We start from the raw sequence: 20,707 nt of genomic DNA, 5'->3' as shown, positions 1-20,707 counted from the left end.
GACCGGGTCAGCGGAAGGACTCGGGGAGGGTCAGGCCCTCCCTCTGCCTTCCGTACGGCTGGACGAACAGGCAGCGGCCCTTCTCCCCGTGGTTGGCGCAGCGCCACCAGCCGGCCGGGTTCTTCCCCAGGGACGTGAGGTACTGCCGCACCTCCTTGTCGGCCTTGTGGAACGGCAAGGGCTTGCCTCCCCCACAAGGAGGACAGTGCTTGTAGCTCGTCTCCATGCGACCTCCCGGGTCCGGTCGGCCGGATCGGGAATCCGGCCGGAATACGGGAGCATAGGGCGCATGTCCGGAAATCCGGCAGACCGGAACCCGTCCCGTCGGTGGCGCGTTCCGGCGCCCCGGGAACGCGAGAACCCCCGCGTGTCACGTCCTCGCGGGGGTTCTCGGCCTGTGGAGCATCCGGGCCCTACCTACGCGGCCACGGCCACCGCCTCCTGCCGTGCGGCCACCGGCGTGTAGTGCGAGGCGTCGCCCTCGATCGAGCGGCTCTCCGTGCCGTCGATGCCCACCGGCACGTCACCGGCGACGGTCACCCGGTGCAGCCGGCGCGGAAGACCGTCGTAGTTGTCGATGGCGTAGTGCTGCGTGATGCGGTTGTCGAAGACGACGAGCTGGTTCTGCGACCAGCGGTGGCGCAGCACGTTCTCCGGCCGGGTCACGTACGACTGCAGCAGGTCGAGGAGCTTGCGGGACTCGCCCGGCGACAGGCCCACGATCCGCTGTGCGAACCCGCCGATGAACAGCCCGCGTTCACCGGTCAGCGGGTGGACGCGCACGACCGGGTGGGCCGTGCGGTACTTGATCGAGGTGAACCGGGCGCGCTGCTCGGCCCTCTCCGCGTCGATCTCCTCGTCGGGCACCGCGTAGTCGTAGTCGTTGGTGTGCTCGGCCCACAGACCGTCGGCCAGCCGCCGCAGCGGCTCGGGCAGGTCCCGATAGGCCGCCGCCGAGTTGGCGATCAGGGTCTCGCCGCCGTACGGCGGGACGGTGATGCTGCGCAGGGTGGTGGCCTGCGGCGGGTTGAGGACGAACGTGACATCGGTGTGCCAGTGGTTGGCGCGCCCCCGCTCACTGTCCACGGGCAGGACGCTCGCGGCGCCCTCGACGGCGGCCACCGTCGGGTGGGCGGTGGTGATGTCGCCGAAGTGGCGGACGAAGGCCTGGTGGGACTCGTCGTCGAGGTGCACGTCGTCGAGGACGAGCGCCTTGTGCACGTTGAGGGCGTCCCGGAGGGCGGCGACCGTCTCCTCGCCGAGGGGCCTGGAGATGTCGACGCCGGAGACACGGGCACCGATACGGGCGGTGACCTTCTGGATCTCGATGGTCATGACGTGCTTCCTTTCACGGACCGGGCTGCGGGATCAGACGAGGGCGGGTGCGGACGCGTGGACGTGCTGGTTGGCGGGGCGCGGCAGGCCGTAGCGGTCCCGCAGGGTGCGGCGCGGGCCGTACCGGGTGCGCAGCAGGCCTCGGGCGCGCAGGATCGGGACGACCTGGTCGACGAAGGCGTCGAGGCCGGACGGCAGGACCGCGGGCATGATGTTGAAGCCGTCGGCGGCACCCCGCGTGAACCAGGCCTCGATCTTGTCGGCGACCTGCTCGGGCGTCCCGGCGAAGGTGAGGTGCCCGCGCCCGCCGCCCAGCCGCCCGATCAGCTCCCGTACGGTGAGCCGGTCGCGCCGGGCCAGCTCGACGACGAGCGTGTAGCGGCTCTTGGCGCCCTCGATCGAACTCTCGGGAGGGAGATCGGCAGGCAGCGGGCCATCCAGATCCAGTGACCCGGCGGGCAGTTGCAGCAGCCGCTCCAGATTGCCCACGCCGTGCGTGTACACGATGTGGTCCTCCAGGACCCGCTCGGCCGCCCTCGCCTCGGCCTCCGTCGACCCGAGGACCGGGACGATCCCGGGCAGCACCTTGATGTGCTCGGGGTCCCGGCCGGCCGCCGCCGTACGGGACTTGAGGTCGGCGTAGAAGGCCTGCGCGTCCTCGATCGTCTGCTGCGCGGTGAACACGGCCTCCGCGTACCGGGCCGCGAACGTCTTGCCGTCCTCGCTCGACCCCGCCTGCACGAGCAGCGGGTAACCCTGCGGCGAGCGCGGCACGTTGAGCGCGCCCTCGACGCTGAAGTACGTCCCCCGGTGCCGGGGCGGATGGATCTTCGTGTCGTCGGCCCAGACCCCGGACTCCTTGTCGGCGACGATCGCGTCGTCCTCCCAGCTGTCCCAGAGCTTCAGGGCCACGTCGAGGAACTCGCTGGCCCGCGCGTACCGCTGGGCGTGTGCGGGCTCGGCGTCCAGACCGAAGTTGCGGGCGGCCTCCGCGCCGGCGGTGGTGACGATGTTCCAGCCCGCCCGGCCCCCGCTGAGGATGTCGAGCGAGGCGAACTTGCGGGCCAGGTTGTAGGGGGAGTTGTAGGAGGTGGAGGCGGTGGCGATCAGACCGATGTGCTCGGTGGCCGTCGCCAGCGCGGTCAGCAGGGTGAGCGGTTCCAGGGCGCCCGCCGGACGCTGGCCCACACTGCCCCACAGCTGCGGCCCGTCGGCCAGGAAGAGCGAGTCGAACGTGCCCCGCTCCGCGCTCCGGGCCAGCCGCACATAGTGGTCCAGTTCGACGTGCGCGTACGGGTCGGACTCCGGCAGCCGCCACGACGCCTCGTGGTGGCCGGTGTTCATCAGGAACGCGTTGAGGTGGAGCTGTCGTGCGGGCACGTGTCTGTTCTCCCGGGTCACTGGTGGTCCTCTTTCACGCCGAGCGCGGCCAGCAGCCGTTCGCGGTAGTCGCCCAGCAGGGGGTCCCGGTACGAGCGGGGGTGCGGGCGGTCGATGGTCAGGTCGAGGCCGATGCGGCCCTCTTCGAGCACGAGGACCCGGTCGGCGAGCACGATCGCCTCGTCGACGTCGTGGGTGACGAGCAGGACGGAGGGCCTGTGGCGCTCCCACAGCTGCCTGAGCAGACTGTGCATCCGGATCCGGGTGAGGGCGTCCAGGGCGCCGAACGGTTCGTCGGCCAGCAGGAGTTCAGGGTCACGGACCAGGGAGCGGGCCAGTGCGGCGCGCTGGGCCTCGCCGCCGGACAGCTCGTTCGGCCAGGCCCGCTCGCGGCCCTTCAGGCCCACCTCGGCGAGCGCCTCGCGGCCCCGGTCGGCGGCCTCCTTGCCCTCCGTGCCGAGCAGGACGTTGTCGAGCACCCGGCGCCAGGGCAGCAGCCGGGAGTCCTGGAAGACGACGGACACCCGGGCGGGCGCGGTGAGCTGCCCGCTGCCCACCACCTCGTGGTCGAGGCCCGCGACCGCCCGCAGCAGCGTGCTCTTGCCGGAGCCGCTGTGACCGAGCAGGGCCACGAACTGCCCGGCGGGGATGTCGAGGTCGATGCCGTCGAGGACCTTCCGCCCGTCGAAGGACCGGGTGAGGTCCCTCAGCCGTACGGCGGGCCGGGCGGCCGTGGTGGTGGCCGTGGCCGGGGCCGTGTGCGCGGCCGTCGGCGCCTCGTGGTCGGCCGGCGGCTCAGGGGTGGCCGGCCGCCCGGTGGTCGTCAGCTGCTCAGCGTGCGTCGCCATGACAGCACCCTCCGTTCGATGAGACGGACCGCGCTGTCGGAGATCAGGCCGAAGATCCCGTAGACGACCAGGCCGACGAGGATCACGTCGCTCTGGCCGTAGTTCTGGGCCTGGAACATCATGTAGCCGAGTCCGTTGGTGGCGTTGATCTGCTCCAGCACGACCAGGCCCAGCCAGGAGCCGGTCACCCCGAGCCGCAGGCCCACGAAGAAGCCGGGCAGCGCGCCGGGGATGACGATCTGCCGGACGAACCGGAACCGCGACAGGCCCTGGACCTCGGCGAGTTCGACGAAGCGGCTGTCGATCCCGGCCAGGGCGGCATGGGTGTTGAGGTAGATCGGGATGTAGACGACGATGGCGATGATCGCGATCTTGAAGGTCTCGCCGATGCCGAGCCACAGGATGAACAGGGGGATCAGACCCAGCGTCGGGATCGCCCGGTTGAGCTGCACGGTCCCGTCGATCAGGGCCTCGCCGACCCGGCTGAGACCGGCGGCCAGGGCGAGCGCGACACCGGCGGTCAGCCCGATCACGAAGCCGGTTCCGGCCCGCTGCAACGAGGTCAGGATGTCCGTCGTCAGCGTTCCGTCGGTCCACAGGTGCACGCCCGTCTCCAGCACCGTCCAGGGCGCCGGGACCGCTGCCGTATCGAGCTGCCCGGCGGCGGAGGCCAGGGCCCACAGCGCGAGGAACAGAACCGGCCCGACGAGCCGGGAGGCGGGCAGCCGTTTGCCGGGGGAGAGGCGCCGGCGCCTGCGGACCTGCGCGGTCCGCTCGGTGGCGAGGGGGGCGGCCTCGGAGGCGGAGGCGGGGACGGTCGTGGGGCCCCGCCCGGCGGTCGTCGAGGTGCCCGTCGCCGTCGGCGCACCCGTGGTCACGGCGCTCACTTCCGGTACTCCGCGGGCACGGCCTTCGCCGCGATCTGCTCGAACCGCCGGTCGAAGAGGGAAGCGACGTCGAACTTCTTCACGAAGCCGCCCTCCGCCAGCAGATCCGCGGTCTCCTGCTCCCACTTGATGGACTCGTCCCAACTCGGCGGGAACAGCGGCTTGTTGGCGAGTTCGGTGATCGACTCCGCCTGGGGGAGCGTCAGGTTCTGGGTCTTCACGTAGAACTCCTTGTTCCAGATGTCCGGGTTCTCGTACTGCCAGACCGCGCCCTTCGCCCAGTACGGGATGTACGCGGCGACGGCGGCCACCTTCGCGGAGTCGCCCAGCACGGAGGCCGGCGCCCACAGCAGGTTGAGCAGGTCCACCACATCCGTGGGGATGGTGCGGGCACCCTTGGCCTCGTACTGCTGCAGATAGGCGGGCGCCTGCTGGTTCGCGAGCGGGGCGACGTCCACCTGGCCCGACTGCAGGGCCGTCAGGAACTGGTTGCTGGTGAGCGGCACGAGTTCCGCGTCGTCGTACGCGAGCCCCGCCTCCTTCAACGCCCGTAGCAGGACGACGCCCTGCGCCTGTCCCTGGGAGAAGGCGAGCTTCTTGCCCCGGAAGTCCTTCACCGAGGCGATGTCGCTGCCGGGCTTGGTGGCGAAGAGATAGTTCGGCTTCCGGGTGACGTTGATCGCGACGATCTTCGCGTCGTATCCCTGGTAATGCGCCTGGATCGGCGGGATTCCCGCGTTGTTGGCGACGTCCAGCGAACCGGCGCGGAAGGCGTTGATGACATCGGGTCCCGCGCCGATGTTCGCCCAACTACTCACCTTGAAAGGCAGATCGTCGAGTTTCGCGAGCTTGAGCTGCAATTCCTGCTGATTTTGGAAGGAGGCGATCTTCAGGCTCGTACCCGAGGGAACCTTGGTGGGCAGCGGCGCGTCTGCGGCCGTCCGGGCGGTCGCCGCGCTGCTGTCGGCGCACCCGCTGAGCCCGGCCGCCGCGGCCGTGACGCCGAGGAGGGAGGTGAGGAAGAGTCGCCGGTCGAAACCGGGCGCGGCGGAAGTGGACATGGGAGGACCCCCAGGGGAAACGGTGGGAAAGGACGGGAAGCGGTGGGAAGCGGTGGGGAGGCACACCAAATTGCGCACCGGCGCCGCACGGAACCGCACACGGAATCGCACACGGAACCGCACAAGGAGTCGCGTACGGCTCAGCGCGAGCATCGCGCAGGTGTGGAATCCGCGGAGGCGGACGGAAGGAGAGCTGCGGAAGAGGAATTCACGCAGGAGGAAGTGCCGCGTCGGTCGGAGTGCGAAGGGCACTCCGGAACGTCAACGTGTCAGCAACAGAGGGTGCGACAACTCGTGAGCAGCATGAATACGATGTTCCCGGTCTTCGGTATTGCCTGTCAACATTCGGAGTTTCTGAATTAACCGGCCTGGGCGGAAGCACGGTCGAGACGGGCGAGGGCCCCCAACGGGTCCCGGTAGAGCACGTCGAGGGCCACCGCCCCGCCCGCCGCGGCCAGCACGGAGTCGGGGAAGCTCGTGGGCCCCACGGCCGCCGCCCGGTCCGGTCCGACTGTCTCGCGCAACGCCGCGAGACAGTCCTCCCGGCCGATGATCCCGACCTCGGTGACGACCACGGTCTCGGGGTTCAGCACGTCGAGCAACAGCTCCACCGCCCGCCCCACCAGCCGCGCCCGCTCCACCAGCAGCCCTGCGGCCACCGTGTCGCCGTCCGCCGCCGCCTCCAGCACCCGCATCGGGTTCGACCCGTCGATGACCCCGGCCGCCCGCGCCCGTCGGCACAGGGTCAGTTCGCTCAACTCGGCCTGGAGGCAGCCGGTCCGCCCGCACGCGCAGGCCTCGGTGCCGCCGGGCAGGGGCAGATGGGCGATCGCCCCGGCCTGCGAGCGGGGACCGTGGTGCACCTCGTCGTTGGTCGCGAACGCCGCGTCGACCATGTTGCCGACGAACAGATGCAGCACGCTCCGGCTGCCCCGCGCCCGCCCGTACAGCTGCTCGGCGCTCACCAACGCCCGCGCGTGCCCGTCCACATGGACCGGCAGCCCCGTCCGGGCACCGAGGATCTCCCGCACCGGCACCTCGCGCCAGCCCAGCAGCGGATGCTCGACGACCGTCCCGCTCTCCCGGTCCACCCAGCCGCCGGCCGCGAAGCCGACGGCCAGGGGCCTGCAGCCCGGCGCCGCGTCCAGCAGGGCGCGGAGTTCGTCGGCGGCCCGCGCCAGGACCGGGGCGGGATCGGTGGAGTCGTGCTTCAACCGCCGCTCCTCGACGACCCGTCCGCGCAGGTCGAGCAGCGCGACGGTCGTGTACGGCACGGCCACATGCACGCCGCCCACCAGGAACCGCGAGTCGTCCAGGTCGAGAGGCACGTGCGGGCGCCCGGTCCCCTTGGTCCGCCGGGGCGGTTCGGCCTCGCGGATGAGACCGAGCCCCGCGAACCGGGCGCAGTAGTCGGTCACCGAGGCGGGGGACAGGCCCGTCACCCGGGCGATGTTGCTGCGCGCCACGGGCCCGTGCTCCAGCACGGACCGCAGCACCACGCTGGCACTCGTCCGCCGCCGGTCGCTGTCGGCGACGCGCGGCACGGGAGAGGAGGCGAACGAGGGAGAGGGAGAAGAAGAAGCGAGGGAAGGAGAGCGGGAAGGAGAGGGAGAGAGAGCGGGAGCGTACAGGGTGGGTGCTGCCGCGGCTTGGGGCATGACGATCATCCTCGGGAACGGGTCCGACACTGCGCCGTCTCGAAGGGCGAGGCGTGCCGGAGCCGCCTCACCCGGGACGGCGACAGGTGGCCGTACCCACGCGTCGCAGGTCGACGTAGCGACGCGACGAGAAGTACCGGGCCTGAGCAACCATGCGCTCGAAGCTAGCAAAACGGCCCACCGCTGCCCAGACGGCGACCGACGGGCGAGACGGCAACTGTCCATGCCGACGACCCGATTGGTGAAACCCTACAGAACCTAGGGAGGCGCCTCTTGATGCCCCGACCCACCTCACCTCAGTGACCGGCGTCACGCCGTACCGGGTGTAACACGCATCCTTTGTCCGAAGCCCACCAAGGGGTCGTTCCCCCCTTTGTCGAGAGCTGACGGTGCCCGGGGCACGGGCCCGGGGATAGCGTCACCGTGTCCCTGCCGTCTTCACCCGCCGGAGTGAGCCCGCACATGAGCACCGCCGCCACGTCAGCCCGCCCCGGCGAGGTCCTCGCCGACCTCCTGCCCGTCTCCGGCGCCCGCGTCCGCGACCTCGCGCTCGTGGTCGGCGGCGCCGCGCTCACCGGGCTCGCCGCGCAGATCGCCGTGCCCGTGCCGGGCTCCCCGGTGCCGGTCACCGGCCAGACCTTCGCCGCCCTGCTCGTCGGCACCACCCTGGGCGCGAGCCGCGGTGTCGCCTCGCTGAGCCTGTACGCCCTGGCCGGTCTGGCCGGTGTGCCGTGGTTCGCGAACGGCACCTCCGGTGTCGGCGTCTCCTTCGGCTACATCCTCGGCATGATCCTGGCCGTCGCCGCCGTGGGCGCTCTGGCCCGACGCGGTGGCGACCGTTCGACGGCGCGCATGGCGGGCACGATGCTCGTCGGCGAGGCGATCATCTACGCCGTGGGCGTCCCGTACCTCGCCGCCACCGCCGACATCAGCCTCTCCTCCGCCGTCGCCCTCGGCCTCACGCCGTTCCTGATCGGCGACGCCGTCAAGGTCGTCCTGGCCATGGGACTGCTGCCGACGGCCTGGAAGCTGCTGAGGAAGTGACGCGCCGGCTCGGCCCCGCCGAGCGGGCGCCGCGCTGGAACCGGCGCCCCGCGCCGAGAGGTTCGCCGGGTCGGCCGCTCCGACCACACCCCGGCGAGCCCCTTCCGCGTCACGGCCGCGACCGGGCGAGCGCGCGAGTGGGGGGCGGGGCTTCGCGAGCGCCCCGCCCGGCCGCTCGCCGGGTCTCGCGGCCGCGTCGGTCTCCTCCCGGGCGGGTCAGGACTCCTGACGGGCCCTCCGCCGGTTCCACCGCAGGCCCGCCGCGCCGGCCGAGATGAGCGCGGCGCCGGTCATGCCGAGCGGCAGGACGCGATCGGCCGGACCGGTCTGAGGCAGCTCGTCCGGCTTGCCGTCCTTCCCGCCACGGTCACCACCACCGCTACCGCCACCGCCCCCGTCGTCACCGCCGCCCGGGGTGACCGGGCTGTTGTCGGTGCCGAGGAGCAGCGGGGTGGCGGGCTCGTTGGGTGCCTGGTTGGTCGCGCCGAACGGCACCGGACCCTGCTGCCAGAAGGTCTTCGAACCGTCGGCGTTCTGGACCGGAAGACAGATCTTTCCCTTCTTGCTCAGGTCGTACGTGGCGTCGATCGCATACGTCTTCGACTTTCCGGCCGCCAGGTCGTCGATCGCGCACGCGAAACCGCTGTTCGCGCCGTCGGGAAGATCTCCCTCCGGAATGGCCGAACACCCCTCGACGTTCTTGACCGTAAGGGCGTCGAAACCGACCACGAGCAATCGGATTTCGCCGCTGGCCTTGCTGCCCTCGTTCTTCACGACGCCGGTGATATCCGTTTCCTTCGACTTGTTGTCGACTTTGATCTCTTTGGACAGCAGTGTCGAGAGCTTCACTCCGGCCGGTACCGCGTCCACGGTCTTTCCGCCATGCTTGCTCAATCCCCCCTCGTCGTCCGCCGACGCCGCGAAGCCGAGGATCATCACCGATGTGAACGACGCGGTGAGCAGCGATCCGGCGATGACAGTCCTACGATGAGAACTCATGTTCCATCCCCCTTGCGTCCCCCTGACCGTGCCTGAATTCACGGCCTCTGAAGAGGTACCACAAGATTTCTCGGCACTATGCTGGTGCGGCACGAAGTGTGACCAATGCGCGACCTTTTGTTTTTTCTGTGGCAAATGAGGTCACTTGTTGAAGGGGGGCACGGGGGTGCCGGAAATAACACGGGGCGGTGTTCCGGGTCTTGTGGTGGCCGACCGATATCGCCTGGTCGAAAGCATCGGGCAAGGTGGAATGGGCCGGGTCTGGCGGGCCACCGACGACATCCTCGACCGGCAGGTCGCCGTCAAGGAAATGCGGATCGACGGTCTCGACCCGGAGGACAGCCGCACCCGGCGCGAGCGAACCCTGCGGGAGGCCCGGGCCACGGCCCGTATCGACCACCCCCATGTCGTACGCGTCTACGACGTCGTCGACGCGGGCGACCGGCTCTGGATCGTCATGGAACTGGTCGACGGCCGCTCCCTGGAGCAACTCGTGGCGCAGGACGGCCCCCTCGACGTACGGGCCACCGCCCGGATCGGCCTCCAACTCGTCGACGCGCTGGGCCAGGTGCACGCCCAGGGCGTCCTGCACCGCGACATCAAACCGGCCAACGTCCTCGTCAAACGCGCAGGCGCCCCTCACGCCGTCCTCACCGACTTCGGCATCGCCGCCATCCACAACGCCGAGGCCCTCACCATGGCCGGCATGCTCGTCGGCTCCCCCGACTACATGGCCCCCGAGCGGGTCTCCGGCCGTCCGCAGGGGCCGCCCTCCGACCTGTGGTCCCTCGGCGCCACCCTCTGCGCGGCGCTCGGTGGCCGCTCCCCCTTCTCCCGCGCCACCACCCTCGCCACCCTGCACGCGGTCCTCTACGAGGAGCCGGAACTCCCCACGGCCGCGGGCCCCCTCCACGACCTGCTCGCCGCCCTCCTCAAGAAGGAACCGGAGTCCCGTCCCGGCGTGCGCGAACTCACCGAGACGCTCCGCCACATCGCCACCGACCCGCCCACGACCACCCCGACGACGAGGCCGGGGCCGTCGGACGACGCGGAGGAGCCGGGAGCCGCCCCCACGCACCCCGCGGCGAAGCCTGCGGCGCCCCCGGAGCCCACACCCACCGCCCGCCCCACCCCGATACACCCGACGCCGACCGTACGGAACCGTCCCGCCCCCGAGCTCGCACCGCACCCCGAGCCCGCACCGCACCCGCACACACACCCCGACCCGCGACCACCGACCCCGCCCGCATCGGACCCGTACCCCACCCCCACCCCCACCCTCGCCACCACTCCCCAACCCGACCGACCCACCACCCCCGTCCTCAACCGCTCCCTCTCCCCGCCCCCCAGCGCCTCCTCCGAGGCCCCGCCCGTGCCATCAAGCCGCACAAGGCACACGGAACCCACAGATCCCACGGAACTCACAGAGTCCACAGAACCCACAGAGTCCACAGAGCCCGCAGACCGCACAGAACCCGCCACCCCCACAGCACCCCCGGCCCCCCGGCCGAAGCACCGCCGCCCGGCCCTCATCGCGGCCACGACCCTCGCCGCGACCGCTGCCGTAGCCGCGGTCCTCGTACCGGCGCTGAACGGCTCGCGCGACGGAGGGACCGACAAGCCGTCGTCCTCGGCGTCCCACTCCAGCGAGACCCCCACCGGCACCCCCGCCCCCACCGTCGCCGGCACCTCCCGCCCGCCCCGACTGCCGCCCGGCGCCCGTACGGAGGCCGGCGTGTTCGCCTGGGTGCCGCCGGACGGCTTCTCGCGGGAGGTGCATGCCGGGGCGGAGGTGCACTACACCTCGCCCGACGCCCGGCAGGAGATCGTCGGCAAGGCCTCACTCGCGCGCGGCGACCTCATGGAGCAGTGGCGGAAGAAGGAGAGGAGCACCGGTGAGGGGCCGGGATACACCCGGATCCGTCTGGAGGAGACCGAGTTCCGGGGCGAGCCCGCCGTCGTGTGGGAGTACACCGTGACCGCCCAGGAACTGCCCTGGCACGTCCGGTCCCTCGGCTTCAACACCGGCGGCAAGTCGTACCAGCTGACCACCTGGTACCACCCCGACATCGAGGACCGCGCCGTCCCGGTCTACGAGAAGGTCGAGAAGACCTTCACCCCTCTGTAGGGCCCCGGACCTCTCCGTAGGCCCCCGGACGACGAAACGGGGCCCGGCGGCGGACGAACCGCCACCGGGCCCCGGAACATGCCAGGATCTCAGTGCACCTTGTCGGTCACCTCGGCGGCGGCGGACTTCCGCCCGCCGAGCCTCTCCTTGACGACCGCGATGCCGACGACGACCGCGGCGACCAGCAGCGACAGCAGCAGGATCTCGCGGTTGCCGTGCTCGGTGTCGGTGAGCATGTAGCCGAGGACGAAGAGGATCAGCCCGATCGTGGCCCACGTCAGGTACGGGTACAGCCACATCTTCACGACGAGCTTCTCCGGCGACTCCCGCTCGATGATCTTGCGCATGCGCAGCTGCGAGAAGCAGATGACGAGCCACACGAACAGGGCGACCGCGCCAGAGGAGTTGACGAGGAAGAGGAAGACACCCTCGGGGAAGAAGTAGTTGAAGATGACCGCGACGAACCCGAACACCACCGAGGAGAGGATGGCCGCCATCGGCACACCGCGCGCGTTCGTCCGGCCGAACGCGCGCGGCGCGTCCCCGCGCTCGCCCAGCGAGAAGGCCATGCGCGAGGCCGTGTACAGACCGGAGTTCAGACAGGACAGCACCGACGTCAGCACGATGAAGTTCATGATCTGACCGGCGTGCGCGATCCCGAGGGAGTCCAGGGCGGCGACGTAGGAGCCCTTCTCCTTGATCGACGGGTCGTTCCACGGCAGCAGCGTGACCACGACGAAGATCGAGCCGAGATAGAAGACGCCGATCCGCCAGATGATGCTGTTGGTCGACTTGGTGACGGCCTTCTGCGGGTTCTCCGTCTCCCCGGCGGCCAGCGTGGCGATCTCGCTGCCCATGAAGGAGAAGACGACCAGCAGGACACCGATGAGGATCGCGCCCGGGCCGTGGGGCAGGAACCCGCCGTGGTCGGTCAGGTTGGACAGCCCGGCCTTGTCGGTGTCGGCCCCCGGCAGTACGCCGAACACCGCGAGACCGCCCACCACGATGAACGCGGCGATCGCGACGACCTTGATCCCGGCGAACCAGAACTCGAACTCACCGTAGGAGCCCACCGAGACCAGGTTCGTGGCGGTCAGCACGACCATCACGATCAACGCCCAGCCCCACTGCGGCACCGCCGGGATCCAGCCCTCCAGGATCACCGCACCCGCGGTCGCCTCGACCGCGAGCACGACGACCCAGAAGAACCAGTACAGCCAGCCGATCGAGAACCCGGCCCAGCGCCCGAGCGCGCGGTCGGCGTGGGCCGAGAACGACCCCGACGTCGGGTTCGCGGCGGACATCTCGCCGAGCATCCGCATCACCAGCACCACCATCGTGCCGACGAGCGCGTAGGACAGGAGGATGCCGGGACCGGCGGTCCTGATGCCGGAACTCGATCCGACGAACAGGCCGGCCCCGATCACACCGCCGATCGCGATCATCGACAGATGACGGTTCTTGAGGCCGGCGTGCAGACCTGGGGAGGGGGGAGAGGACGAGTCCGGCTCGTCCGCCTGGGGAGGCAGGGTCGGCTGCGAGGTCATGGGGGAGGTTTCCTTTGCGCCGTTGTGGGGACTTCCGTGCGTCTGCCCAGCGACCCCCGATCGACTCTCGTACGAGCGGGAAACGAGAGCCGGCAGCCGGGAGCCGGGTGGGCCGCCATAAAGATCGGTCCAGTGAATCGGAGGCGAAAGTACTCCCGGGCCTTTGAATCCAGATTGTTACTTGAGGTTTACTTGAGCTTCCTTGGCCTGGTGTCAGGTTTCATCGGTCAGCACCCCGTCGTGCCGCGCCGAAACGCGCGTGTCACACTCGGACCATGCGCGTCTACCTCGGCTCTGATCACGCCGGATACGAATTCAAGAACCACCTCGTGGAGTGGCTGAAGGCCGCCGGCCACGAGGCCGTCGACTGCGGTCCCCACATCTACGACGCCCAGGACGACTACCCGCCGTTCTGCCTCCGCGCGGCGGAGCGCACGGCCGCGGACCCCGGGTCCCTCGGCATCGTCATCGGTGGCTCCGGCAACGGGGAGCAGATCGCCGCGAACAAGGTGGCCGGTGTCCGCGCCGCCCTCGCGTGGAGCGCCGAGACCGCCGCGCTGGGCCGCGAGCACAACAACGCCAACGTCGTCGCCGTCGGCGCCCGCATGCACTCCCAGGAGGACGCGACGAAGTTCGTCGAGACCTTCCTCAACACCCCGTTCTCCGGTGACGAGCGCCACATCCGCCGCATCGACATGCTGGCGGCGTACGAAACGACCGGCGACCTCCCGCCCGTCCCGGCACACCACCCCCAGGGCTGAGACGACCCGAGCCCCCGGCGTGCGGAGGGCGCAGCCCCGGCACGCCAGGGGCTCGGGGAACTGCGCGAGCGACCCCCACCCCACCCGCACCCGAAATCGCACGCCGGCCACCCACCCCCCTGCCGAACCCCCGGAGGACCCCGTGCCGGAGGGGCACACCATCCACCGACTCGCCGAAGACTGCCTGGCCCGCTTCGGCGGTGGCGGCCGGCCCACTCACGTCACCAGCCCCCAGGGCAAGTTCAGTGACGCCGCGGCCCTCCTCACCGGCGCCCCCCTCCACACCGCCGAGGCCCACGGCAAACACCTCTTCCTGCACTTCGGCGACCCGGACGCCGAGGAGCGGGTGCACATCCACCTGGGCCTCTTCGGCAAGGTCACCTTCGGGCCGGCCCCCGCGCCCCCGCCCACGGACACCGTCCGCCTGCGGCTGCGCAACGACACGTCGTACATGGACCTGCGCGGTCCGACGACCTGCGCCCTGATCACGAACGCCGAGAAGCAGGCGGTGCACGCGCGCCTCGGCCCCGACCCGCTCCGCGCCGACGCGGACCCGGCCCGCGCGTACGCCCGTGTCTCCCGCAGCCGTACGACGATCGCCGCGCTGCTCCTGGACCAGAAGGTGATCGCGGGCGTCGGCAACGTCTACCGCGCGGAGGTCCTCTTCCGGCACGGCATCGACCCGTACCGGGCGGGCAAGGACGTCACCCCGGCGGAGTGGGACGCGATCTGGGCCGACCTCGTCGGCCTCATGCGCGAGGGGGTGCGGCACAACCGCATCGACACCGTCCGCCCGGAACACACGCCCGAGGCCATGGGCCGCCCGCCCCGCGTCGACGACCACGGCGGCGAGGTGTACGTGTACCGCAGGGCGAGCATGCCCTGCCATCTGTGCGGCGGCGAGATCCGCACCGCCGACCTCGCCGCCCGCAACCTCTTCTGGTGCCCGTCCTGCCAGCAGAGGTGATCCCCCGGACCGCCGGGCCGGGTTCGGGCTCCGCGCCCTAGAACCCGTGCGGCAGCCAGGGCGCCGGCCCCGACGCGAGGAACCCCACGGACGCCTCCGCCAGCGCCCCCTCCCGCAGCTCCCGCACCAGCCCGGCCGCGGCCAGGGCGGACAGGCTCACACCGCCCAGATAGGCCGACCCCAACTCCCGTACGGACAGGGAGAGATCGGCGGCGTCGGCGGTCCGCTCGCAGGTCGCGCCCTTCGGGTCGCCGGTGAGCCGCCAACGACCCTCGTTCCAGGGGCAGAAGGAGTCCTCGACCTCGAACACCACGTCCAACGGAGCCTGATAGGTCCGCAGACGCAGGGCCGCGCCGACGTCCACCAGCCGGAGATACAGGTCGTCCGTCATCCGCAGTCCGCAGCGGCGGATGTCCGACACCAGGTGCAGCGCGGGCTCGTCAACGGGCAGCCGGTGGGCGACGACGCGCGACGTCAGGTCGATGTCGAAGAGGAACCGCCACAGGGCGGCGCGCGCGGCGGGGTCCAGGGCCTGGAACGCGCTCAGCTGGACGACGCCCTCCGCCCCGCTCGGCCCCCAGTCGGACTTGATCCGGAACCGCGCGTACCCGACCACGGCGGAACCGTCGCCGTCGGCCCGCTCGGCCACCACGCACTGCAGGGGCGAGGCCCCGCCCCGATGGCGCTCCGTGTCGAGCAGATCCGCCTGCGCCCAGCCGGGCCGCCGGGCCAGCATCCCGGGCCGCTCCGGCACTTGGCGGGCGTACACCGCCTCGCACGCGTCGAGCACCTCCGCGGGGTCGGCGTAGCGCAGCCGTACGTCATCGGTACCGGGCGGTACGGACACCCGTACCCGGGCGGTGTCGATGTCGGCGGTGAGCCGGCGCGTGGCGAGGCCGTATCCGAACCGGCCGTAGATCGCCGGTTCCGACGCGGTCAGCACGGCCAGCGGCTCGCCCCAGGAACGGATGTCGTCCAACTGCCGCCGCATCATGGACGTCAGCACCCCGCGCCGACGGTGCGTGGCCGCGACACCGACCATCGTGACGCCCGCCGCGGGGACGACCGAGCCGCCGGGCACCGCGAGACGGAAGTCGAACGCCCCCGCCGTACCCACGCATTGGTCCCCTTCCCACACGCCGACGGAGCGCTCGTACGGAGTGAGCGCCTGCCACAACTCGCGCTCCTCCGGCGGTTCGGGGGTGCCGCCGAAGGCGCGGACGAGGTTGTCGTACCAGACGTTCCAGTCTTCCTTGCGCAGTGGCCGCAGTTCAGTCGTCATACGCCATGCCTAGCAGGGTGCTCCGGCGCGAGCGAGCGAATTCGCCCCGCGCGGCGCGGCGCGACGTGGGATCCTTCCCAGGTGCCGCACGGAGGGCGCACAGGGGCTGAAGGGCGCGTTCCGGTGTGAGATCTGTGTGAGATTCGTCGTGAACCGGCCCTCGGAAGGGGGACAAGTAGGACCTCCTGTGCACAGGGGCTGGTCCGATGGATAAGGTCCCGAACAATGGCAGCAGGACGAGAGCGGCGCGCGGCGGCCGATACGCTCACGGCCCGGATGAAGAAGCTGGTTCACCGGGTCCGCACCGGCGTGCGCAAATCCGCCGTCGACTACTTCCGCGGGGACGGCTCCGACTGGATCGCCCTCGTCGGCCTGCTGATGATGATCCCGCTGATCGCCTGCCTCACGCTGATCAACGAGGTCTGGTTCTCACCCGCCGTCCTGGTCCTGCCCATCGTCGCGGGCGGCCTGCTGCTGCGGCCCGCCAGCCTCCTCGGCCTGTACGCGGCCGCCGCGACCGCGCTGATCGTGGAGTCGGTGCGGCTCGGCCCGTACCCCGAAGGCCCGGCCCGGGTGACGCCCGGCACCGTGCTCGTGGTCGCCGCCTGCGGTTTCTTCGGCCTCCTGATCGCCCAGTTCCGCAGCCGGGTCGGCGTGCCCTGGCGGCGCGGCGGCACGATGCTCTTCGACCTGCGCGAACGCATCCGGGTGCAGAGCAAGTTGCCGCAGCTGCCCGCCGGCTGGCACCGCGAGATGGCCCTGCGCCCGGCGGGCGGCCAGTCCTTCTCCGGTGACTTCGTCGTGGCCGCCCGTACGAACGGCGGCCGCACCCTCGAAGCCGTCCTCACCGACGTCTCCGGCAAGGGCATGGACGCGGGGTCCCGCGCCCTGCTCCTGTCGGGCGCCTTCGGCGGTCTGCTGGGATCGCTCCCACCGCACGCCTTCCTCCCGGCCGCCAACGGCTATCTCCTCCGCCAGGACTGGGACGAGGGCTTCGCGACCTCCATCCACCTCGTCCTCGACCTCGACTCCGGCGACTACGAACTCTTCTCCGCCGGCCACCCCCCGGGCCTCCAGCTCAGCGCGGGCACCGGCCGCTGGGAGGAGAAGGCCGCCGAGGGCCCCCTCCTGGGTGTCTACGACGGTGCCCAGTTCGACCCGGTCAAGGGCTCGTTGCGCCCCGGCGACGTCCTGATGCTGTTCACCGACGGCCTCGTCGAGACCTCCGACCGGGACATAGTCGAAGGCATCGACCGCCTCACCGGCGAGGCCGACCGCTACGTGGCGGGCGGCTTCCACGGCGCCGCCTGGCACCTCATCGAAGCCGTGGCCAAGGACGTCAACGACGACCGGGCCCTCCTCCTGATCTGCCGAGAGGGCCCGACGGCGACAAGGTAGGCGCCCTGAGAAGCAGTGGGCGCAGCCCCTGCTTCTCAGGGGCGCGGGGAACTGCGCGATCAACCCCCACCGGTCCCGCAAACGGGGGTAAAAGGGGCGCAGCCCCTTGAGGATGGGACGGGTAGGGGCGGCGGGGGCGACATCCGGACCGCCACCCGCCGCACCCACCCGCCGCACCCACTCGCCTCCCGCCACACCCACTCGCCTCCCGCCACACCCATCCGCCACCCACCACACCCACTCGCCTCCCCGCCACTCGAAGGAGCCAGGTACCCGATGCCCCCGACCCCTCTCTCCCTCCCCGAAGTCGAAACCCTGGCCAGAACCGCCCACGCCACCCAGACGGACAAGGCCGGCCACCCCTACACCGAGCACCTCCAGGCCGTGGCGGACGGCGTCACGGCACGAGGCGGCGACGAGGACCAGATCGCCGCGGCCTGGCTGCACGACGCCATCGAGGACGACGCCCTCACCGAGACCTGGCTCACCGAGGCCCCCCTGACCGCCCGCACGAAGGCCATCGTGCGGGCCCTGACCAAGCGCGCGGGCGAACGACCGGAGGCCTACGCCGCCCGCATCCTCGACACCCCGGGCGCCCTCCTCGTCAAGCAGTCGGACCTCGCCCACAACGCGAACCCGGCCCGCCTCGCCGTCCTGGACGAACCCACCCGCGCCCGCCTGACCCACAAGTACGCCCACATGCGAAACCTCCTCGGCCTGCCGGACGAACCGGCGGCCGAGGAGGCCACGGGGAACAACTGAGGGCGAAGGAACCCGGCACCGGGGCCGGGAACGGAACCCGGGTATCTACGACCTGGCGCCGGCCTTCCCACGCTCACGGGCCAGCTCGGTGGCGTCCCGCTTGAACGCCCACTCCATCTTCGGCTCCATGGCGAACCGGAACATCCGCTGCACCGGCGGTGTGCACAGCACGGTGATGACGGCCGCCGCGAAGAAGGTGGCGAACAGCTCGCCGAGCGGCTGGTACACCCACGCGTTGGTGTCGTACCAGTCCCAGAAGCGCGAGCCCTTCGCGAGGAACCCGTGCAGCAGGTAGCCGTACAGCGTGCCCGCGCCCAGGACGGTGAACCACATCTTGCGCCGGGGCACCCAGGCGAAGAAGCACGTGGTGAGCACCATGGAGCAGCCGAACAGCGCGAAGGTCATGACGATCCCGGCCCACCACGGCGCACCCAGCTCCTGCGCGCTGTCACGGTGGTAGAACCAGGCCGAGTTCATGTCCGGGCCCAGCCAGTACGCCATGGCCAGCGCGCTCCCGGCCACCGGCAGGGACAGGATCCGCACCTCACGGCGCCGCATGAACTGGAAGTGCGCGGGCTTCATGAAGAGACCGACGACGAAGAACGGAAGGAACTGCAGGACGCGTTGCAGGTCCAGGTCGTCCCCGATGTCGGGGGAGACGGAGGCGAGCGCCGCGATGGCGAGCGCCACCGGGACCGGCCAGCGCACGACCTTCCACAGCGGCGTCGTCAGCCGCCACACGAACAGCGCGATCAGGAACCAGGTGAGGTACCAGGGGTCGAGCAGACTGATCGGGTGGGAGGGGTCGTCGTCGCCCCACCGCTTGAAGAAGGAGTAGGCGATCTCGAAGAGGACGTACGGCACGGCTATGCCGGTGACCAGTCGGCGGAGCCGGTCGGGGCGCATGTCGAAACTGCGCGAGAAGTAGCCGGAGATGACGATGAACGCCGGCATGTGAAACGTGTACACGACCATGTAAAGCGCCTCGGCGGCGCGGCTGTGGTCGGTGAGCGGCTCCCACGCGTGCCCCATCGCCACGAGCACGATGGCGAGGTACTTGGCGTTGTCGAAGAACGCGTCACGTTGTTTGGCCGGTCTGGCCTCCGGGGAGGCGCCACTCGGCGCCGGGTGGGGGGACGAGGACTTCAGCGAGCGCGGACTCGGCACTCCGTCGGCGGACGGCTGTGGTGACTGTGCCGGCGGGAGCGGCGTCCCGGACCGGCCGTGCGGTCGCAGCGAGTTCGTCACAGACCCTCCCGCCGGAAACTCCGGAAGACGGTCCGAGCACTCGCTGCGCAAGCGGGGGACGAGGCAGCGGTGAACATCTGAGGCACCCTAGCGTTGTCTGTGCGATCACGTAAAACCATCCACGTGAATCCTGTATTGAGGGGTACGTGCGCCTCACGCGTACCCCGGATTCGTGAAGTCATGACCGGGTAGAGCGTCACCGTGTGTACACCGAACGGCGGTTGCCATCTGGCGTTCTGTCCGCATTCATCCCGACTAAATGGTGCATAACGTGCGCAGGCGACTCCGGTGAAATGTCCGGTTAATTACCGTCCTGGTCCAGCCTCTTGATGTGTCTGTGGCAACAATTCGAATTACCTGCGCACGGGTTGTGTGTGCACGGAAACGATCATCCCGAATTCACTCCCGGCACGCTCCCGTTGGCCGGGGGCGGAGGTGGCGCGCGTGCGGTGCCGTGACCGACGTTGCCTCACCTGCTGCATATGACGGCCCCGTTGGTGGCACGATGGTTCTGGCGGGGTGCGCGTGGGGTCGGCGCCCCGGGCCGGGTGCGGACCGACCGAGGGTGTGATCTGTGTGGCCATTTCGCTGTCAGTGGTGCTCTTGCTGGGGATCGTCCTGGTAGTGCTGATGCGGGGAGGGACGATCAAGGCCGGGCCGGCCGTCGTCGCGATCCTCTTCGGCTTCTTCCTCGCCTCGACGGGCATGGCCGACGACATCCAGCGCTTCCTGAACTCGATAGCGGACACGATCAACTCGATCCAGTTCTAGTGACCGTCCGAACACACACCGTGCGCACCGCGCATGCGCGTGCGACGGCGGACGCGCACCGTGCGACCGCGGAGCGGTCGGCCGACGGACCGCGAGGCGACAAAAGACCTCCGGCCCGGTTCGAGGGAATCCCTCGAACCGGGCCGGAGGCCGTTGGAGCGGGCGACGGGAATCGAACCCGCGTAGCTAGTTTGGAAGACTAGGGCTCTACCATTGAGCTACGCCCGCACAGCTCGCGCCGCAGGTCGGGCGACCGCGGCACTGAAGGCATCGTAGCGGGTCGGGCGCCACCGCCGCACACCCCTTCCGGGCCGTGCCTGTCGTCCGCCGTCGCACGCGCCCGCGTACTCGGTAAATGGGGCAACCCCATGGCCTGCGGGCATGTACCCTACGTGTCGCACCAGACGGGGTGTGGCGCAGCTTGGTAGCGCGTCCGCTTTGGGAGCGGAAGGCCGTGGGTTCAAATCCCGCCACCCCGACCACCGTGCCGACAGGGCGCGCCCGCCACCGGCAAGATCGCCTTTTGGGGCGTGTACCGCCTGCGGTTACTATGCAAGCTGCGCGCCCGTGTGTCTGCACTCTCACGTCTCTCAACGGCCGCGAATCCGCCGAACCCCCCGCCGACCCGGTG

Annotated in this window: 18 protein-coding genes and 2 tRNA genes; 8 read left to right on the top strand and 12 right to left on the bottom strand. The window is 70.6% G+C overall.

Annotated features, from left to right (window positions below; genetic code table 11):
* Window positions 1–7 precede the first annotated feature (7 nt).
* The 7 genes from STRBO_RS43990 to STRBO_RS0133005 form a co-directional block, all read right to left on the bottom strand.
* Window positions 8–178, bottom strand: coding sequence for a hypothetical protein (locus STRBO_RS43990; RefSeq protein WP_005479398.1), 171 nt, complete (start codon window positions 176–178; stop codon window positions 8–10).
* Window positions 179–417: 239 nt separating this feature from the next.
* A complete protein-coding gene (locus tag STRBO_RS0133030) occupies window positions 418–1,335 on the bottom strand; it encodes a TauD/TfdA dioxygenase family protein (RefSeq protein WP_005479397.1) in 918 nt (305 codons plus the stop codon).
* 33 nt (window positions 1,336–1,368) lie between these two features.
* Window positions 1,369–2,715, bottom strand: a complete 1,347-nt coding sequence (locus tag STRBO_RS0133025) for an LLM class flavin-dependent oxidoreductase (protein ID WP_005479396.1) — start codon at window positions 2,713–2,715, stop codon at window positions 1,369–1,371.
* Window positions 2,716–2,732: 17 nt separating this feature from the next.
* Complete coding sequence (locus STRBO_RS0133020) at window positions 2,733–3,563, bottom strand: ABC transporter ATP-binding protein (RefSeq protein ID WP_005479395.1); 831 nt, start codon at window positions 3,561–3,563, stop codon at window positions 2,733–2,735.
* Entirely contained in the window at window positions 3,539–4,450 is a 912-nt protein-coding gene (locus STRBO_RS0133015) for an ABC transporter permease (protein WP_005479394.1), read from the bottom strand. The genes STRBO_RS0133020 and STRBO_RS0133015 overlap by 25 nt, the downstream gene beginning before the upstream one ends.
* Window positions 4,447–5,511 carry an ABC transporter substrate-binding protein gene (locus STRBO_RS0133010; RefSeq protein ID WP_005479393.1) on the bottom strand — a complete coding sequence of 355 codons (1,065 nt, stop codon included), beginning with the start codon at window positions 5,509–5,511 and terminating at the stop codon, window positions 4,447–4,449. The genes STRBO_RS0133015 and STRBO_RS0133010 overlap by 4 nt, the downstream gene beginning before the upstream one ends.
* A 359-nt stretch (window positions 5,512–5,870) precedes the next feature.
* Window positions 5,871–7,178, bottom strand: a complete 1,308-nt coding sequence (locus STRBO_RS0133005) for an ROK family protein (protein ID WP_381196910.1) — start codon at window positions 7,176–7,178, stop codon at window positions 5,871–5,873.
* 453 nt (window positions 7,179–7,631) lie between these two features.
* On the opposite strand from STRBO_RS0133005, the gene STRBO_RS0133000 reads away from it, so the two are divergent.
* Window positions 7,632–8,213 (top strand): biotin transporter BioY, encoded by a 582-nt coding sequence (locus STRBO_RS0133000; protein ID WP_005479387.1) that lies wholly within the window; start codon window positions 7,632–7,634, stop codon window positions 8,211–8,213.
* A gap of 216 nt (window positions 8,214–8,429) precedes the next feature.
* Here STRBO_RS0133000 and STRBO_RS0132995 read toward each other — a convergent pair whose 3' ends face one another.
* Window positions 8,430–9,212 (bottom strand): hypothetical protein, encoded by a 783-nt coding sequence (locus STRBO_RS0132995; protein WP_005479385.1) that lies wholly within the window; start codon window positions 9,210–9,212, stop codon window positions 8,430–8,432.
* A gap of 250 nt (window positions 9,213–9,462) precedes the next feature.
* On the opposite strand from STRBO_RS0132995, the gene STRBO_RS0132990 reads away from it, so the two are divergent.
* Window positions 9,463–11,340, top strand: coding sequence for a serine/threonine-protein kinase (locus STRBO_RS0132990; RefSeq protein ID WP_020115447.1), 1,878 nt, complete (start codon window positions 9,463–9,465; stop codon window positions 11,338–11,340).
* 89 nt (window positions 11,341–11,429) lie between these two features.
* Here the strand turns inward: STRBO_RS0132990 and STRBO_RS0132985 are convergent, their stop codons facing one another.
* Entirely contained in the window at window positions 11,430–12,887 is a 1,458-nt protein-coding gene (locus tag STRBO_RS0132985) for an amino acid permease (protein WP_005479380.1), read from the bottom strand.
* Window positions 12,888–13,162: 275 nt separating this feature from the next.
* Here STRBO_RS0132985 and STRBO_RS0132980 point away from each other — a divergent pair, with 275 nt between their 5' ends.
* Together STRBO_RS0132980 and STRBO_RS0132975 are read left to right on the top strand one after the other, a co-directional pair.
* Window positions 13,163–13,648, top strand: a complete 486-nt coding sequence (locus tag STRBO_RS0132980) for a ribose-5-phosphate isomerase (protein ID WP_020115446.1) — start codon at window positions 13,163–13,165, stop codon at window positions 13,646–13,648.
* Between the two features lie 142 nt (window positions 13,649–13,790).
* The gene (locus STRBO_RS0132975; RefSeq protein WP_005479375.1) at window positions 13,791–14,615 is read left to right on the top strand and encodes an Fpg/Nei family DNA glycosylase; all 825 of its coding nucleotides are present in this window, start codon (window positions 13,791–13,793) and stop codon (window positions 14,613–14,615) included.
* A 37-nt stretch (window positions 14,616–14,652) separates the two neighbouring features.
* On the opposite strand, the gene STRBO_RS0132970 is transcribed toward STRBO_RS0132975, so the two are convergent.
* Window positions 14,653–15,897 (bottom strand): GNAT family N-acetyltransferase, encoded by a 1,245-nt coding sequence (locus STRBO_RS0132970; protein WP_005479373.1) that lies wholly within the window; start codon window positions 15,895–15,897, stop codon window positions 14,653–14,655.
* A 225-nt stretch (window positions 15,898–16,122) separates the two neighbouring features.
* Between STRBO_RS0132970 and STRBO_RS0132965 the strand changes: the two genes are divergently transcribed.
* Entirely contained in the window at window positions 16,123–17,295 is a 1,173-nt protein-coding gene (locus tag STRBO_RS0132965; RefSeq protein WP_005479371.1) for a PP2C family protein-serine/threonine phosphatase, read from the top strand.
* Between the two features lie 276 nt (window positions 17,296–17,571).
* A complete protein-coding gene (locus tag STRBO_RS0132960) occupies window positions 17,572–18,057 on the top strand; it encodes an HD domain-containing protein (RefSeq protein WP_005479369.1) in 486 nt (161 codons plus the stop codon).
* A gap of 45 nt (window positions 18,058–18,102) precedes the next feature.
* Here the strand turns inward: STRBO_RS0132960 and STRBO_RS0132955 are convergent, their stop codons facing one another.
* Complete coding sequence (locus STRBO_RS0132955) at window positions 18,103–19,305, bottom strand: acyltransferase family protein (RefSeq protein ID WP_005479367.1); 1,203 nt, start codon at window positions 19,303–19,305, stop codon at window positions 18,103–18,105.
* 576 nt (window positions 19,306–19,881) lie between these two features.
* Between STRBO_RS0132955 and STRBO_RS0132950 the strand changes: the two genes are divergently transcribed.
* Window positions 19,882–20,076 (top strand): hypothetical protein, encoded by a 195-nt coding sequence (locus STRBO_RS0132950; protein ID WP_028796974.1) that lies wholly within the window; start codon window positions 19,882–19,884, stop codon window positions 20,074–20,076.
* Between the two features lie 154 nt (window positions 20,077–20,230).
* On the opposite strand, the gene STRBO_RS0132945 is transcribed toward STRBO_RS0132950, so the two are convergent.
* Window positions 20,231–20,304, bottom strand: a tRNA-Gly gene (locus STRBO_RS0132945).
* A 177-nt stretch (window positions 20,305–20,481) separates the two neighbouring features.
* On the opposite strand from STRBO_RS0132945, the gene STRBO_RS0132940 reads away from it, so the two are divergent.
* A tRNA-Pro gene (locus STRBO_RS0132940) sits at window positions 20,482–20,558 on the top strand.
* Window positions 20,559–20,707 lie beyond the last annotated feature (149 nt).

The sequence above is a fragment of the Streptomyces bottropensis ATCC 25435 genome (assembly GCF_000383595.1).
In the GTDB taxonomy this organism is placed as follows: domain Bacteria; phylum Actinomycetota; class Actinomycetes; order Streptomycetales; family Streptomycetaceae; genus Streptomyces; species Streptomyces bottropensis.
This window is presented reverse-complemented; position numbering and strand designations above follow the sequence as displayed.